This is a genomic window from Streptomyces sp. NPDC048734 (assembly GCF_043198675.1).
In the GTDB taxonomy this organism is placed as follows: domain Bacteria; phylum Actinomycetota; class Actinomycetes; order Streptomycetales; family Streptomycetaceae; genus Streptomyces.
In genome coordinates, this window is the sequence record NZ_JBICUZ010000002.1 from 255,739 (window position 1) to 270,106 (window position 14,368).

Sequence of the window (14,368 nt, forward strand, 5' to 3'; positions counted from 1 at the left end):
CGGCTTTCCCCGTGGCCTCCCCCGTTTCCGTACTCTCCAGTACCTTGTACGCGTGCCAGAGCCGTCAGCCTCTCCCAAGCGCCGCGGCCGCCTCCTGCGATGCGCGGCGGCCTGCACGGTCCTGTCCGCCGTGGCGGGTTACGTCGTGGTCCAGTACGTCACCGGTGGCGCCGGGGACCCGGGATGCAGAGTCCTTTCCGCGGACTCGGCGGCGGAGTACGAGTTCACGCCGGAGCAGGCGGTGAACGCGGCCACCATCGCCGCCGTCGGAACCAACCGGAACATGCCCCGGCGGGCCGTGACCATCGCGCTGGCGACCGCGCTCCAGGAGTCGGCGCTGCGCAACCTCGACCACGGCGACCGGGATTCGCTCGGTCTCTTCCAGCAGCGGCCCTCGCAGGGCTGGGGCAGCCCCCAGGAGGTGACGGACCCGGCCTACGCGGCGGACATCTTCTACGAGCACCTCGCCAAGGTCCCCGACTACACCGAACTACCGCTCACCGTCGCCGCGCAGCGCGTGCAGCGCAGCGGCTACCCCGACGCGTACGCCAAGCACGAGCCGGACGCGGCCCTGCTGGCCGCCGCGCTCACCGGGACCTCCGCGGCCTCGCTGACCTGCGACGGCCGCCCGGCCGCCCGGGCGGCGACCGCGACGGCCACCGGTCCGGACGCGGTCCGCGCCGCCCTCGTGCGGGACTTCGGGCGCGACGCTCTCCAGCAGGCGGGCGCCGAGGTGGGCGGCGCGCGGACCTCCGCCGCGGGCGGGGCCCCGCCGGTCGCCGAGACCGGCGGGCGGACCGTGACGCTGCCCGTGGCCGGGCGGACCGCCGCGGACGGGCGCGAGGCCGCCGAGCGCGGCTGGCAACTCGCGCACTGGGCGGTCGCCAACGCCTCCGCGCTGCGCATCGAGCGCGTCACCTACGCCGGCCGGGAGTGGGTCGCCGGGCACACCGGCAGCACCTGGCGGGCCACCGGCTCGACCGAGGCCGCCGGCGCCACGGGCACGGGCGGCGGCACCGGGAGCGTACGGATCGTCACCGCGCAGTAGTACGGGCCTTCATGCCTGCGGGTGATGCACGGAGCACCGGACGGCGGGGCGCCCGGGTTTTCGCGCCGTCACCGTCGAGGTCGCCGAACGCCTTGCCGCCACTGGGATCGACGGGTTGTGCGGACTTTCACACCGGGCGGGTTTCGCCCGCTTTTATCCAGATCTGATTATGCGACCCATTGCCAACTCTTTACGTCGGGCGTCCGCAACCTTCGCGGGGTTCGAGCGGTAGTCACTGCGTCCGGGCCCGGACCGATGTCACAGACCGTTCTTGTTCTCTCCCGTTCGAAGGAGCACCATGTCCCTCCCCCTGACCCGCAGGATCGCCCGTGCCGCACTGCTCGTCGCCGCGGGAGCCGCTGCCGGTGTCGGTGCGGCCGGCTCCGCCAGCGCCGCCCCCGACCTGCCCGCCACCCCGAACCTCGGCGGCCTGACCGCCCTGGACGGGGCGAGCGTCGGCAACACGGTCGACAGCGCGACCCAGAACGTCACCGGGACCGCGGGCGAGACCGGCGGCAAGGTGGTCGAGCAGGCGGTGCCGGGCGCGGGCAAGACCGGCGGCAAGGCCGTGAAGAAGGTGACTCCGGTGGCGCAGAAGGCCGCCGGTCGGGCGGCCGGCTCCGCGGCGGGCTCCGCCGGGGACCTCCTCGGGGACACCGCGTCCACCGCCACCAAGGGTGGGCTGCCGACGGACTCGCTGGCGCAGGGCGGGCTGCCGGGGGCGGGGACGCTGCCGGCCAAGGGCCTGCCGCTCGGCTGAGCACCGGCTTCCACGATGACGGGGTCCAGGGTTCTCCCTGGACCCCGTCCTCCGTGTGTGCGGGCCCCGCCGCGGCGTGTGTGCGGGCCCCCGCCGCGGCGTGCGCACGAGTCCCGCCCGGCACACGCGCGAGTCCCATCCGGCACGCGTGCCGGTCCGTCCCACCTCGGCACGCGTGCCGGTTCCGCCTCGGCAGCGTTCGGCGGGGTCCTCACCCCGCGGAACGACCGCCCGCGGCGGGACCGCGTCAGGCCAGCCGTTCCACCGCCGCCCGCACCCGCTCGTCCGTCGCCGTCAGGGCCACGCGTACGTGCCGGTCGCCCGCCGGGCCGTAGAAGTCGCCGGGGGCCACCAGGACGCCCCGCTCCGCCAGGTGGGACACCGTGTCCCAGCAGGACTCGTCCCTCGTGGCCCAGAGGTAGAGGCTGGCCTCGCTGTGGTCGATGCGGAAGCCGTGGGCGAGGAGGGCCTCGCGCAGGAGGGTGCGGCGGGCGGCGTAGCGTTCGCGCTGCTCGCGGACGTGGACGTCGTCGGAGAGGGCCGCCACGACCGCCGCCTGGGTGGGCGCCGACGTCATCATGCCGCCGTGCTTGCGGATCTCCAGGAGCGGGGCGAGCACCGCCGGGTCGCCGGCCAGGAAGGCGGCGCGGTAGCCGGCCAGGTTGGAGCGCTTCGACAGGGAGTGGACGGAGACGATCCCGTCGTGGGAGCCACCGTTGACGTCCGGGTGGAGGACGGAGACGGGGTCGGCCTCCCAGCCCAGTTCGAGGTAGCACTCGTCGGAGAAGAGCAGGATGCCGTGCTCGCGGGCCCAGGCCACGGTCCGGGTCAGCTCGGCCTTGGACAGGACCCTGCCGGTCGGGTTGGACGGCGAGTTCAGCCAGAGGAGCCTGAGGCCGGCGGGGTCCAGCGCGGTCGGGTCGTCGTAGGCCTCGTACGCGGCACGGGCCAGGCGGGCGCCGACCTCGTACGTCGGGTACGCCAGGCGCGGGAAGGCGACCCTGTCACCGGGGCCGAGGCCCAGCTGGGTGGGGAGCCAGGCGACCAGTTCCTTGGAGCCGACGATCGGCAGGACGTGCCGGTGGGTGACCCCGCGGGCGCCCAGGCGCCGCTCCAGCCAGCCGGTGATCGCGTCCCGCAGCGCCGGGGTGCCCCAGACCGTCGGGTAGCCCGGGGAGTCCGCCGCGTCGATCAGCGCCTTCTGGATCAGCTCGGGGACCGGGTCGACCGGGGTGCCGACGGAGAGGTCGACGATCCCGTCGGGGTGCGCCGCGGCCGTCTTCTTGTACGGCTCCAGCTTGTCCCAGGGGAAGGTGGGAAGACGGTCGGAAACTGCGGACACGGTTCTCAGCTCGCTCTCTGACGGATACGGCCCATGACGGTTGCGGCCTGCGGCCGCGGCCCGCGGCGGACACGGCAAACGCCTCGGTCCCGTACGGCGATCCGGGCGATCAGGCCGTACGGGACCGAGGCGGCGCGATGGGGCGGGCCGCTTGCCCGGTTACCCGGCCTGCGGCGGCAGCGCGGCGATGAAGGGGTGGTCGCGCTCGATCAGACCCAGCTTGCTGGCGCCGCCGGGCGAGCCCAGCTCGTCGAAGAACTCGACGTTCGCCTTGTAGTAGTCCTTCCACTCCTCCGGAGTGTCGTCCTCGTAGAAGATCGCCTCGACCGGGCAGACCGGCTCACAGGCACCGCAGTCGACGCATTCGTCCGGGTGGATGTACAAGGACCGCTGGCCCTCGTAGATGCAGTCGACCGGGCACTCCTCGATGCACGCCTTGTCCTTCACGTCGACACAAGGCTGCGCGATGACGTAGGTCACGCTGTCGTTCCTCCTCGATAGGGCGCTGGCGGGCCTCCCCAGGCTCCGCCGCCTGGCGCGCGGGAGCGCGGCGTCGTCGATGCCCGCCCCTAGTATCTCCGTTCTTGGCACTGATCCGAACAGGAGGGGTGGACCGACCTGTGGAAATCTCGGCCGCCGGACGTCTCGAGGTTCGCATCACCGCCGCTGACGTGGGCAAACGTGTCTCCGTGCGGCGCTTGAGCGAGGCTGGGGCCACCGAGGGGAAATTCACCGACACGGTCGGTGTTCTCACATCATGGGACAGCGGTGTGCTGCTGATCACACGGAAGAGTGGCGAGAGCGTCCGTATCGCGGAGTCCTCCCTGGTCGCCGGGAAGGTCGTCCCGGCCGCTCCGGCCCGCCGCCGGGGGCCGGCCGCCTCCTACGGGGAACTCGCCCGGGTCTCCGCGCGGGCCTGGCGGCCCGTGGAGAGCGAGCGGCTCGGCGAGTGGGAGCTGCGCGCCGCCTCCGGCTTCACCCGCCGCGCCAACTCCGTGCTGCCGCTGGGCGACCCCGGCCTGCCCCTGGACGGGGCGCTGGACGCCGTACGGCGCTGGTACGGCGACCGGGGCCTGCCCGCCTACCTGCAGACCGCGACCGGGGCCGAGGGCGCCCAGGAGCTGCTGTGCGCCGAGCTGGAGCGGCGCGGGTGGGTGCGTGAGGTGACCGCCGAGCTGTGGACCGGGGCGCTGGCGCCGGTCGCCGACCGGGCCGGGGCGGAGGCCGACGGGGTGGTGCTGGCGCGGGAGGCCGACGAGGCCTGGCTGTCCCGGTACCGGCGCGAGGGGGTCGGCGAGGCGGCGCTGAGGGTGCTGGGGTCGGGGCCGTCGGTGTGGTTCGCGTCCGTGCCCGGCGAGGGGGTGGCTCCCGCGGCCGTCGGGCGGTGTGTCGTGGACGGGCGGTGGGCCGGGTTCGCGGCGGTCGAGGTCGATCCGGCACGGCGGCGGCGGGGGCTTGCGACGGTCGTCATGGCCGCGCTGGCGCGCCGGGCGCTGGAGGAGGGCGCCTCGGCGGCCTGGCTCCAGGTCGAGGAGGACAACGCGGGAGCGCGGGCGCTGTACGCCGGGATGGGGTTCGGGGCGCACCACGCCTACCACCACTACCGGCAGCCGGAGGCGGGTACGCCGTGACGGGACTCGAGCGCGCGGAGCTGCGGCGCCGGTTCGCCGAGGAGGCGCGGTCCGGGCGGCCCGACCTGTCGCTGCTGTGCCTGCTGGTGGGGGCGGCGGCGGACCCGACGCTGGACGAGGCCGGGCTGGACGGCGCGCAGGTCGACCTGGACGCGCTGGCGGGTCGGGTGCCGTTTCGGCCGGGCGGGCCGCTCGCGTGGGCGGTCGCGCTGCGCGAACTGCTCGGTGAACGGCTCGGTTTCGGCGGCTCCGCGGCGGACTACGAGCGGCTGGAGTCGTCCCTGCTGCACCGGGTGCTGGAGCGGCGGCGGGGGCTGCCCATCCTGCTGTCCGTGGTGTGGATCGAGGTGGCGCGGCGGGCCGGGGCGCCGGTGTACGGCGTCGCCCTGCCGGGGCACTTCGTGGTCGGCTTCGGTCCTCCCCGGGAGCAGGTGCTCGTCGATCCGTTCGACGGGGGCCGGGTGCTGACGGGGCGCGATGCCGAACTGCTGGTGACGGGGGCGACGGGGGCCCCGCTGGAGCCCTCGATGCTGGAACCGGCCGAGACGCTGGACGTCGTACGGCGGATCCTGGGCAACATCCGCGCGTGGGCCGCGGTCCGGCCGGAGCGGTCGGACGTCGCGCTGTGGGCGGTGGAGCTGGCGCTGCTGCTGCCGTCCCATCCGGCCCGGCTGCGCTACGAGCGGGGGCAACTGCTGGTGCGGCGGGGTGAGTTCGTGCAGGGGGCGGAGGAGATGGAGGAGTACGCGGATCTGGTGGAGGTGGTGGACGAGGCGCTGGCGGAGCGGGTCCGGCAGGAGGCCCGGGGAGCGCGGGCCCTGCTGAACTGAGGCCCGGGACGGTGGGGCGGACGGCTCCACCGGAACGCGGAGGGCACCCGGCGCGGATGCTGCCGGGTGCCCTCGGGCGGAAGTGCCCGCCTCGCGTCAGCTCGGGTCGGTGTCGATGACCGCGAGCCGGTCCGTCGTGCTCGTCAGGGCCGGGCGCAGGGCGCTGATCACGTCCTGGACCGTGACGGGCGTCTTCTGGCCGGTGCCGCGGGTGATGAGGACACCGTCGAAGGCGCCGCCGTACAGCTCCTCCAGCGCGGCCTCGTCGTAGCTCTCGACGAGTTTGCCGTCGACGGCCTTGACGCCCAGGAACCTCCACAGGGAGTTCTTCGGGCTCATCGGCACGGAGTGCGCGGCGTCGGTCTGGACGGTGACGTTGCCGGACATCGCCGGTTCGGCGAACTCCTTCATCATCCGGTCGACCTCGGCGTCGGACACCGTCGGCTGCTTCGTCGTGGTCGGGACCTTCACCGCGGTGGGCGTGCCGGTCTCGACCTGGCCGCGGTAGGCCTCCACGACGGCCGTCTGGGCCTTGGCCGCGTCGATGCCCTTGCCCGCCTTGCCGTAGACGGCGACGGCCTTGCCGGACTCGAACTTGATCGTGCCGTCGGTGGCCGAGCCGGAGCCGCTCGCGGCGTTCTTCAGGGCCGCCTGCAGCTTCTCCTCGTCGACCGGCATCACGGGCTCGACCTCGCGGTGCTCGCCGAACAGCGAGCCGATCACCGAGACGGGGTTGTAGTCGCTCCTGGCGGCCGCGTCGACGGTGGCCTGCATGTCGAACTGCAGGCCCGCCTGCTCCGGCTTGAGGGTGACGGTGCCGCCGTCCACGGACAGCTTCAGCGCCTGGTTCACCCGGTCCTCGAAGGCGTCGTCGAGCTTCTTGACGGCGTCGTCGCGGGTGCCGCCGCCGATGTCCACGCCGAGCACGGTGGTGCCCTTGGGCACGTCGGAGTGGTTCATCAGCAGTCCGGCTCCGTAGGCGCCGGCCGCGGCGACCACCACCAGGCTGCCGAGCAGGACCAGCTTGCTGCGGCCCTTCTTCTTTTTCTTCTGCTTCGCGCCGGCCGCGGGCGCGTTCTGCGCGACGGGCTCGGGCGCCTGCGGCGGGGTGTGCGGCAGCGGCCCGTCGGGGTGGCCGCCGGGGGCGAACGGCCCGCCCGGTCCGGGGCCCTGACCGGTCGCGGGGACGACCGGGATGCCGCTGGTGACGGTCTGCCCGGAGACGTTGTCGTGCCGGCCGTGGCCACCGGCGCCGGGCTCGGAGAACGGCTGCTGCGGGGTGAGGATCGCGGTGTCGTCGCTGAGGCCGCCGCCGGGGTGGCGGACGGCGGCCGCGGCGGAGCCCGGAGCCGCGCCGACGGCTCCGCCGTTCATCGGCGGCACCATCGGGCCGTCACCGGTCACCGGGCCGCCGGTGGGCCCGGCGGGGCCCTGCGGGCCGCCCCGGCCACCACGGCCAGCAGGGCCTTCCGGTCCGCTGAAGTCGTAGGCGGCACCGGGGCCGGCGGCGCCGGTGGCCGGGCCGCCCGGTCCGGGACGGCCGGCCTGGCCGTTGCCGTTGCCGTTGCCGTTCCCGTTCGCGTTGCCGTTCCCGTTCGCGTTGCCGGCGAAGTACGGCAGGTCGTCGCGGCGCGGCTCGGGGCCACCGCCCTGTATCGGACCGCCCTGCGCCGGACCGCCCTGTATCGGACCGCCCTGCGCCGGACGGGTGCCGTTGCCGAGGGGACCCGCGGCGAGCGCCTCGGTCACGTCGAAGGAGCCGGTGCCGCCACCGTGCCCGGGGGCCACCGGACCGCCGGTGGCGCCGGACATCCCGGCGCCGTTGGTGCCGCCGGGGCGGGCGGCGCCCGGTGCGCCCGGGGAGCCGGTCGCACCGCCGGGCCGCCCGGCCCCCGGACGCGTGCCGCCGGGCGCGGGCGGGGCGGAGGGGACGCCGGAGGGCGCGCCGGGTCCCGAAGCGGGCGCCTGGTCGCCGCCGTTGGCGGGGCCGCCGCCCTGACCGGCCTTGGCGGGGCCGGACTTGCGCGGCGCGAACCAGTCGCTGGGCGTCTTCTCCTCGGCCGTCGGCGCGTGGTCGCCGGGTGTCTCGGCGCTGCCGCCGGCTCCCGGGCGTCCGGCGGCTCCCGCCGTGGGGGCGCCGCCCGCGGCGCCGGAGGGGCTCGCGCCCTGCGCGTCGGCGCCGCCGTGCGCGTCGGCACCGCCGTCGTCCTCCGCGTCGTTGACGGGTTTGCGCACGACGACCGGCGGGATGGGCCGCGACCCGGGGATGTTGATCCGGATCCGGGTCGTCAGCGTGGTCTCGGTCTTGCGTTCCTCCGGCCGTGCGGCCGAACGGCCCGCGTCCGGGCCGCCGTCGGGCACCATCGGGGTGCCGTAGGGCGGCGTGCCCGAGGGGTAGGCGGCTCCGCCGCGCCCGTTGGACCCGTTGGGCCCGGAGGACGGACTGTCAGTTTCACGACTCAAGGCAGGTTCTCCAGGTTGGCTCCGCCGCCCGCCACGACCTCACGGGCAGCTCGGCGGCGCGCACCACCATACTGGCCACTTATGGCCGGTATCCCATGACCGCCGTCGAAACCGTCACGGGACTCGCACGCCCTTGCCGCGGCGAAGTGGTACGTCATTTCCCAAGTCGGACGCCGTCGCCGACTGGTTGCCGCCCCCAGCCGATGGTGGCGCAGATCACAGCGAGCGCCATGCCGCCGAGCAGGAAGAGGTAGGAACCGCCTCCCGCGCCGAACAGGAAGTCGCCCTCGGGGCGGCCGGCGGTGAGCAGGACGACGGCGATCATCCAGCCGGCGGCGGGCGCGACGGCCCCGGCCCGGCTGCCGACGGCCCGTGCGCCGCCGAGGAACAGCCCGGCGGCGCCCGCGAGCGCGAGCAGCAGGCCGCCGGGGAACCAGCCGGCCTGCAGGAGCGCCCCGGCCAGCGCGGTGAGCGCGCCGAGCAGCAGGAGCCCGAGGTAGGCGGCGATCCGTGCGGCGGGGGGCCGTTGGAGGGGCTGGGCGAGCAGGGAGCCGTGGTCGGGCATCAGAGGGCCCCCTCGATGCCGGCGCCGTCGACACCGGCGAACAGGTCGGTCTCCCGCTCCCGGGGCCGCCGCCCGCGGACGAGTTCGTAGTACTCGGTGGTGAACAGGGGTTGGGCCAGCTCGTTGGAGAGCGCGAAGTGCCTGCCGTCGGGGGCGACCTCGATCTGGGTGGCGTGCGCGCGCATCGCGGCGGCCTTGGCGGCGGCGTACGCGCCGCCGTCGATCTCGGTGGTGATCCGCTCGTCGTCCACGACGCCGGGTACGTCCGCCAGGGCGGCGCTCCGGTCGAAGGGCAGGCCGGGCAGCTCCTGCCCGAGCCGGGCGAAGGCGGCCTCGGCGACGGAACGCGGGAGGCGGTTCCAGTAGACCTTGGGCACGCTCCAGCCGGCCCGGTCGGCCAGCTCGACGGCCCGCATGGCGACACGGTGGGCCTGGATGTGGTCGGGGTGGCCGTAGCCGCCGTGGTCGTCGTAGGTGACGAGGACCTGGGGGCGCAGGGCGAGGATCACCTCGACGAGCTCTCCGGCGGCGGCGTCGACGTCGGCCTGCCAGAAGGCGGCGGGGTCGTCGTTGTCGGGCAGGCCCATCATCCCGGAGTCGGCGTACTGCCCGGCGCCGCCGAGCAGCCGGAAGTCGCCGACGCCCAGTTCGCCCATGGCGGCGGTGAGTTCGCGCAGGCGCCACTCGCCCAGGGCGGCACCGGTGAGGTGCCGCAGCTGCGGCGGGATGACCTCGCCACGCTCACCGAGGGTGCAGGTGACCAGAGCCACCTGGGCACCCTCGGCCGCGTACCTGGCCATGGTCGCGCCGTTGTTGATCGACTCGTCGTCCGGGTGCGCGTGCACCAGCAGCAGACGCCGGGCTGGCAGTTCCGTCATGGGGCAACCCTACGAGGCGGGCATGCATCCGTGCCGCGGGGGCAGACGGACACACGGACGCGGGGTCGCGCCGGTCAGAACTTGATGCTCCCGATCATGCTCGCGACGCTCGTCGTCAGGTCGTTGATCGTCCCCGCCATCGTGGAGGAGGCGAGGTAGAAGCCGAGCAGCATGCAGACAACCGCGTGACCGCCCTTCAGTCCTGACTTCTTGATCAACAAGAAGACGATGATCGCCAGCAGCACCACCGCCGAAATCGAGAGTGCCACGGCGGCTCACCTCCAAGTACCCGGTTACGTGGGGGACGACAAAGCTAGGGAACCTGTAAATCCATACATCAGCCAGCAGGTTCATACCCACACAGCGCTAGTGATCATAACTGTGGGTGCGTGCGCATCTCTCGGCGCACAGCCGCACAAGGGGGCGCATGGCCAATATGGTCGGGGCATGACGACCGAGTCCGACTCCTTCCCCCGCCGGCACGCCCGGACCCAGCGGTTCACGCTCGGCGCGCCGCGTTCGTTCACGGTGGCGCCCGACGGCTCCCGTGTCGTGTTCCTGCGTTCCCCGGCCGGTGACGACCGCAGCAGCGCGCTGTGGGTCCTCGACCCGGCGGACGGCCAGGAGCGCGTGGCCGCGGACCCGCGCGCCCTCCTCGGCGGCGCCCCGGAAGCCCTCTCGCCCGAGGAGCGGGCGCGCCGCGAGCGCAGCCGCGAGGGGGGCGCCGGGATCGTCGGGTACGCCACCGACGCGGCCGTCGAGCTGGTGTCTTTCACCTTGTCAGGGCGGCTTTTCACGGCGGAGCTGCGGGCCGGCACGGCGCGCGGGATCCGCACTCCCGGGCCGGTGATCGACCCCCGCCCCTCCCCCGACGGGCGGCTCGTCGCGTACGTCGCGCGGGGCGCCCTGCGGGTCGTGGGAGCCGAGGGTGAGGGCGACGTGGCGCTCGCCGAGCCGGAGTCGGAGGGGGTTTCGTACGGATTGGCCGAGTTCATCGCGGCGGAGGAAATGGGCCGTTCGCGGGGGTTCTGGTGGGGTCCGGAGTCCGACCGGCTGCTGGTGGCGAGGGTGGACGACACGCCGGTGGAGCGGTGGTGGATCTCCGATCCGGCCCAGCCGAAACGTGACCCACAACACGTCCCGTATCCGGCTGCCGGGACGGCCAACGCCGACGTGCGGCTCTTCCTGCTCGACCTCGACGGGGTGCGCACGGAGGTCGTCTGGGACCGGGCGCGCCACCCCTATCTGGCGCGAGTGCACTGGTCAGCGGCGGGTGCCCCGCTGCTGCTCGTACAGGCGCGCGACCAGCGCAGTCAGCTGTACCTGGCGGTCGACACCGCCTCCGGGTCGACCCGGATGGTGCACGCCGACGAGGATCCGATTTGGCTTGATCTTTTCCCCGGGGTGCCCTGCTGGAGCCCCTCCGGGCAGCTGGTGCGCATCGCCGACGAGGGCGGCGCCCGGGTCCTCGCGGTCGGTGAACGTCCGCTGACCAACGGCCAGTTGCACGTCCGCGCGGTATTGGACGTGACGGCCGACGACGTGCTGGTCTCGGCCTCGGCCGGGGAGTCCGCGGAGCGCCCCGAGATCGGCGAGGTGCACGTCTACCGCGTCAACGAACTCGGTGTGGAGCGCGTGTCCGACGAGCCCGGCGTGCACTCGGCGGTGCGGGCCGGGGGCGTGACCGTCCTGGTCTCGGCGACCCTGGACCGGCCCGGGAGCCGGGTGCGGGTGCTGCGCGGCGGCGACCGGAGGGAGGCGGGGGGCTCGCCGGCCGGAGGGCGGGCGCCGGCGGTAACCGTCCGGTCGTACGCGGAGGATCCCGGCCTCTCTCCCCGCGTGACCCTCACCCAGGGGGGCGCACGACGGATTCCGTGCGCCGTGCTTATGCCTACGGACTACCCCGGTGACACCTCGCTCCCGGTCCTGCTGGACCCCTATGGCGGCCCGCACGGGTCCCGGGTGCTCGCCGCGCACGACGCCCACCTCACCTCGCAGTGGTTCGCCGACCAGGGGTTCGCGGTGGTCGTCGCCGACGGGCGGGGCACGCCGGGGCGCTCACCGGCCTGGGAGAAGGCGATCAGGGACGATCTGGCGGCCGTCGTGCTCCAGGACCAGGTCGACGCCCTCCAGGCGCTCGCCGCCGACTTCCCGCTCGACCTGGGCCGGGTCGCCGTCCGCGGCTGGTCCTTCGGCGGCTACCTGGCGGCCCTCGCGGTGCTGCGCCGCCCGGACGTGTTCCACGCGGCGGTGGTCGGCGCCCCGGTCACCGACCTGCGCCTGTACGACACCCACTACCAGGAGCGCTACCTCGGACACCCCGAGCGGCACCCGGAGGTCTACCGGCGGAACTCACTGGTGGACGACGCGGGACTGGTCGACCCCGCCGAACCGGCCCGCCCGATGATGATCATCCACGGCCTCGCCGACGACAACGTGGTGGTCGCCCACTCCCTGCGGCTCTCCTCGGCCCTGCTCGCCGCCGGCCGCCCGCACGAGGTCCTGCCGCTGGCCGGCGTGACGCACATGACCCCCCAGGAGACGGTCGCCGAGAACCTGCTCCGCCTCCAGCTGGACTTCCTGCGGCGCTCCCTGGGCCTGGCGTAGACACGGCAGCGGGCCGGGAGACATGGCGCTCCCGGCCCGCTTACGGCACCCGCACGGCCGTACGCTGTTCAGCCTGACGCGTCCGTATATCGGAATCGCGTCGGCCGAGTTGCCTGCGTGTTAACGGGATTACGGCTCACATGTGCCCCCGTGGCCCCTCTTTTCCCTGATCTCCCCGGGGCTCCTCGGGCGGCACCACCTGCTTCTCCTCCGCGAAGTGGCAGGCGGAGTCGTGGGCCGCGGGGCCGCCGGTGTGACGGAACTCCGCCGGGACGGCGAGGGCCGGCACCTCCACGGCGCACCGCTCCCGCGCCTTCCAGCAGCGGGTGCGGAAGCGGCAGCCGGAGGGGATGTTCGTCGGCGAGGGCACGTCCCCGGAGAGGATGATCCGCTCCCGGCGCTCGCGCGCCTCCGGGTCCGGCACGGGCACCGCGGAGAGCAGCGCCTGGGTGTACGGGTGGGTGGGGTGGTCGTAGATCTCGGCGTCGCGGCCGGTCTCCACGATCCGGCCGAGGTACATCACCCCGACCCGGTCGGAGATGTGCCGGACGATCGACAGGTCGTGCGCGATGAAGACGTACGAGAGGTCGAACTCGCTCTGCAGGCTCGCCAGCAGGTTGATGACCTGCGCCTGCACGGACACGTCGAGCGCGGACACCGGCTCGTCGGCGACGATCACCTCGGGGCGCAGGGCGAGCCCCCGCGCGATGCCGATGCGCTGGCGCTGGCCGCCGGAGAACTGGTGCGGGTAGCGGTTGATGTACTCGGGGTTGAGGCCGACCACGTCCAGCAGGTCCTGGACCTTGCGGCGCCGGTCGCCCTTGGGTGCCACCTCGGGGTGGATCTCGTACGGCTCCCCGATGATGTCGCCCACCGTCATGCGGGGGTTGAGGGAGGTGTACGGGTCCTGGAAGACCATCTGGATGTTGCGGCGCACCGCTCTGAGGGCCTTCCCCGACAGCCGGGTGATGTCGTCGCCCTTGTAGCGGATCGTCCCGCCCGTCGGCCTCTCCAGGTTGACCAGCATCTTGGCGACCGTGGACTTGCCGCAGCCGGACTCCCCCACGATGCCGAGGGTCTCGCCGCGGCGGAGGGTGAAGTCGACGCCGTCGACGGCCTTGACCGCGCCGACCTGCTTCTTGAAGAGGATGCCCTGCGTGAGCGGGTAGTGCTTGACGAGCCCGGTCACCTCGAGGATCGGCTCGGCCGGCGCGGGGACCGGCGCGGGGACCGGCGCGGGGACCGGGGCGGCCGGGTCAGCCGGGGTACTGGCCATGCAGGCACTCCCTCCAGAAGTGGCAGGCGCTGCCGCGCTCCCCGTCCACCTCGTACAGCGGCGGCTCGTCGGTGCGGCACACGTCCTGGGCCATGGGGCAGCGCGGGTGGAAGGCGCAGCCCGGCGGGATGTGCATGAGGTTGGGCGGCAGGCCCTTGATGGCGTACAGCTCCCGGCCCTTCTGGTCCAGGCGCGGGATGGAGTCGAGCAGGCCGCGGGTGTAGGGGTGGGCGGGCGCCTTGTAGATGTCGTGGACGGGTGCCGACTCCACGATCCGGCCCGCGTACATCACGGCGATGCGGTCGGCGACGTCGGCGACCACGCCGAGGTCGTGGGTGATCAGGATGAGCCCCATGCGCAGTTCGCGCTGCAGCTCGGCGAGCAGGTCCATGACCTGGGCCTGGACGGTGACGTCGAGGGCGGTGGTCGGCTCGTCCGCGATGATCAGCGCGGGTTCCAGGGCCATCGCCATCGCGATCATGATGCGCTGGCGCATGCCGCCGGAGAACTGGTGGGGGTACTGGCGGACCCGTTCCCCCGCCGCCGGGATGCGGACCCGGTCCATCAGTTCGACGGCCTTGGCGCGGGCGTCCTTCTTCGACATGCCGCGGTGCACGACGAACATCTCGCCGAGCTGGTCGCCCACGGAGAGCACGGGGTTGAGCGAGGACAGCGCGTCCTGGAAGATCATCGCCATCCCGGCGCCCCGGACCTTGCGGCGCTCCTCCTCCTTGAGGGTCAGCAGGTCCCGGTCCTGGAAGAGGATCTCCCCTCCGGTGATCCGGCCGGGCGGGACGTCCAGGATGCCCATGACGGCCTGGGCGGTGACGGACTTGCCGGAGCCGGACTCCCCCAGCACGGCGAGGGTCTCGCCCGCGTCGACGCCGTAGGTGACGCCGTTGACGGCCTTGGCGATCCCGTCGCGGGTGCGGAACTCCACGTGCAGGTCGCGCACTTCGAGCAGCATC

13 protein-coding genes are annotated in these 14,368 nt (G+C 73.9%); 5 read left to right on the top strand and 8 right to left on the bottom strand.

What is annotated here, in order from left to right:
- The first annotated feature begins 52 nt into the window (after window positions 1–52).
- Entirely contained in the window at window positions 53–1,048 is a 996-nt protein-coding gene (locus tag ACGFQC_RS06375; protein WP_363092471.1) for a heavy metal transporter, read from the top strand.
- Between the two features lie 298 nt (window positions 1,049–1,346).
- Window positions 1,347–1,808 (top strand): ATP-binding protein, encoded by a 462-nt coding sequence (locus ACGFQC_RS06380; protein ID WP_363092470.1) that lies wholly within the window; start codon window positions 1,347–1,349, stop codon window positions 1,806–1,808.
- 247 nt (window positions 1,809–2,055) lie between these two features.
- On the opposite strand, the gene ACGFQC_RS06385 is transcribed toward ACGFQC_RS06380, so the two are convergent.
- Complete coding sequence (locus ACGFQC_RS06385) at window positions 2,056–3,150, bottom strand: bifunctional succinyldiaminopimelate transaminase/glutamate-prephenate aminotransferase (protein WP_363092469.1); 1,095 nt, start codon at window positions 3,148–3,150, stop codon at window positions 2,056–2,058.
- Between the two features lie 159 nt (window positions 3,151–3,309).
- Entirely contained in the window at window positions 3,310–3,630 is a 321-nt protein-coding gene (gene fdxA / locus ACGFQC_RS06390) for a ferredoxin (protein ID WP_130443832.1), read from the bottom strand.
- Window positions 3,631–3,770: 140 nt separating this feature from the next.
- On the opposite strand from fdxA, the gene ACGFQC_RS06395 reads away from it, so the two are divergent.
- Entirely contained in the window at window positions 3,771–4,781 is a 1,011-nt protein-coding gene (locus ACGFQC_RS06395) for a GNAT family N-acetyltransferase (protein WP_363092468.1), read from the top strand.
- Window positions 4,778–5,611 (top strand): transglutaminase-like domain-containing protein, encoded by an 834-nt coding sequence (locus ACGFQC_RS06400; RefSeq protein WP_363092467.1) that lies wholly within the window; start codon window positions 4,778–4,780, stop codon window positions 5,609–5,611. Before ACGFQC_RS06395 ends, ACGFQC_RS06400 begins: the two co-directional genes overlap by 4 nt.
- A 96-nt stretch (window positions 5,612–5,707) precedes the next feature.
- Here the strand turns inward: ACGFQC_RS06400 and ACGFQC_RS06405 are convergent, their stop codons facing one another.
- The 4 genes from ACGFQC_RS06405 to ACGFQC_RS06420 all read right to left on the bottom strand — a co-directional run bounded on the left by ACGFQC_RS06405 (window position 5,708) and on the right by ACGFQC_RS06420 (window position 9,786).
- Window positions 5,708–8,074 (bottom strand): peptidoglycan binding domain-containing protein, encoded by a 2,367-nt coding sequence (locus ACGFQC_RS06405; RefSeq protein ID WP_363092466.1) that lies wholly within the window; start codon window positions 8,072–8,074, stop codon window positions 5,708–5,710.
- Between the two features lie 154 nt (window positions 8,075–8,228).
- Window positions 8,229–8,639, bottom strand: a complete 411-nt coding sequence (locus ACGFQC_RS06410; protein WP_363092465.1) for a DUF6113 family protein — start codon at window positions 8,637–8,639, stop codon at window positions 8,229–8,231.
- Window positions 8,639–9,517 (bottom strand): N-acetyl-1-D-myo-inositol-2-amino-2-deoxy-alpha-D-glucopyranoside deacetylase, encoded by an 879-nt coding sequence (gene mshB, locus ACGFQC_RS06415; protein WP_363092464.1) that lies wholly within the window; start codon window positions 9,515–9,517, stop codon window positions 8,639–8,641. Before mshB ends, ACGFQC_RS06410 begins: the two co-directional genes overlap by 1 nt.
- A 74-nt stretch (window positions 9,518–9,591) precedes the next feature.
- Window positions 9,592–9,786, bottom strand: a complete 195-nt coding sequence (locus tag ACGFQC_RS06420; RefSeq protein WP_055635483.1) for a hypothetical protein — start codon at window positions 9,784–9,786, stop codon at window positions 9,592–9,594.
- Window positions 9,787–9,964: 178 nt separating this feature from the next.
- Here ACGFQC_RS06420 and ACGFQC_RS06425 point away from each other — a divergent pair, with 178 nt between their 5' ends.
- On the top strand, window positions 9,965–12,124 hold the full coding sequence (locus ACGFQC_RS06425; RefSeq protein ID WP_363092463.1) for a prolyl oligopeptidase family serine peptidase: 2,160 nt from the start codon (window positions 9,965–9,967) through the stop codon (window positions 12,122–12,124).
- 136 nt (window positions 12,125–12,260) lie between these two features.
- Here ACGFQC_RS06425 and ACGFQC_RS06430 read toward each other — a convergent pair whose 3' ends face one another.
- Together ACGFQC_RS06430 and ACGFQC_RS06435 are read right to left on the bottom strand one after the other, a co-directional pair.
- On the bottom strand, window positions 12,261–13,400 hold the full coding sequence (locus ACGFQC_RS06430; protein ID WP_363092462.1) for a dipeptide ABC transporter ATP-binding protein: 1,140 nt from the start codon (window positions 13,398–13,400) through the stop codon (window positions 12,261–12,263).
- Complete coding sequence (locus tag ACGFQC_RS06435) at window positions 13,381–14,367, bottom strand: ABC transporter ATP-binding protein (RefSeq protein WP_363092461.1); 987 nt, start codon at window positions 14,365–14,367, stop codon at window positions 13,381–13,383. Before ACGFQC_RS06435 ends, ACGFQC_RS06430 begins: the two co-directional genes overlap by 20 nt.
- Between the last annotated feature and the right edge of the window lies 1 nt (window position 14,368).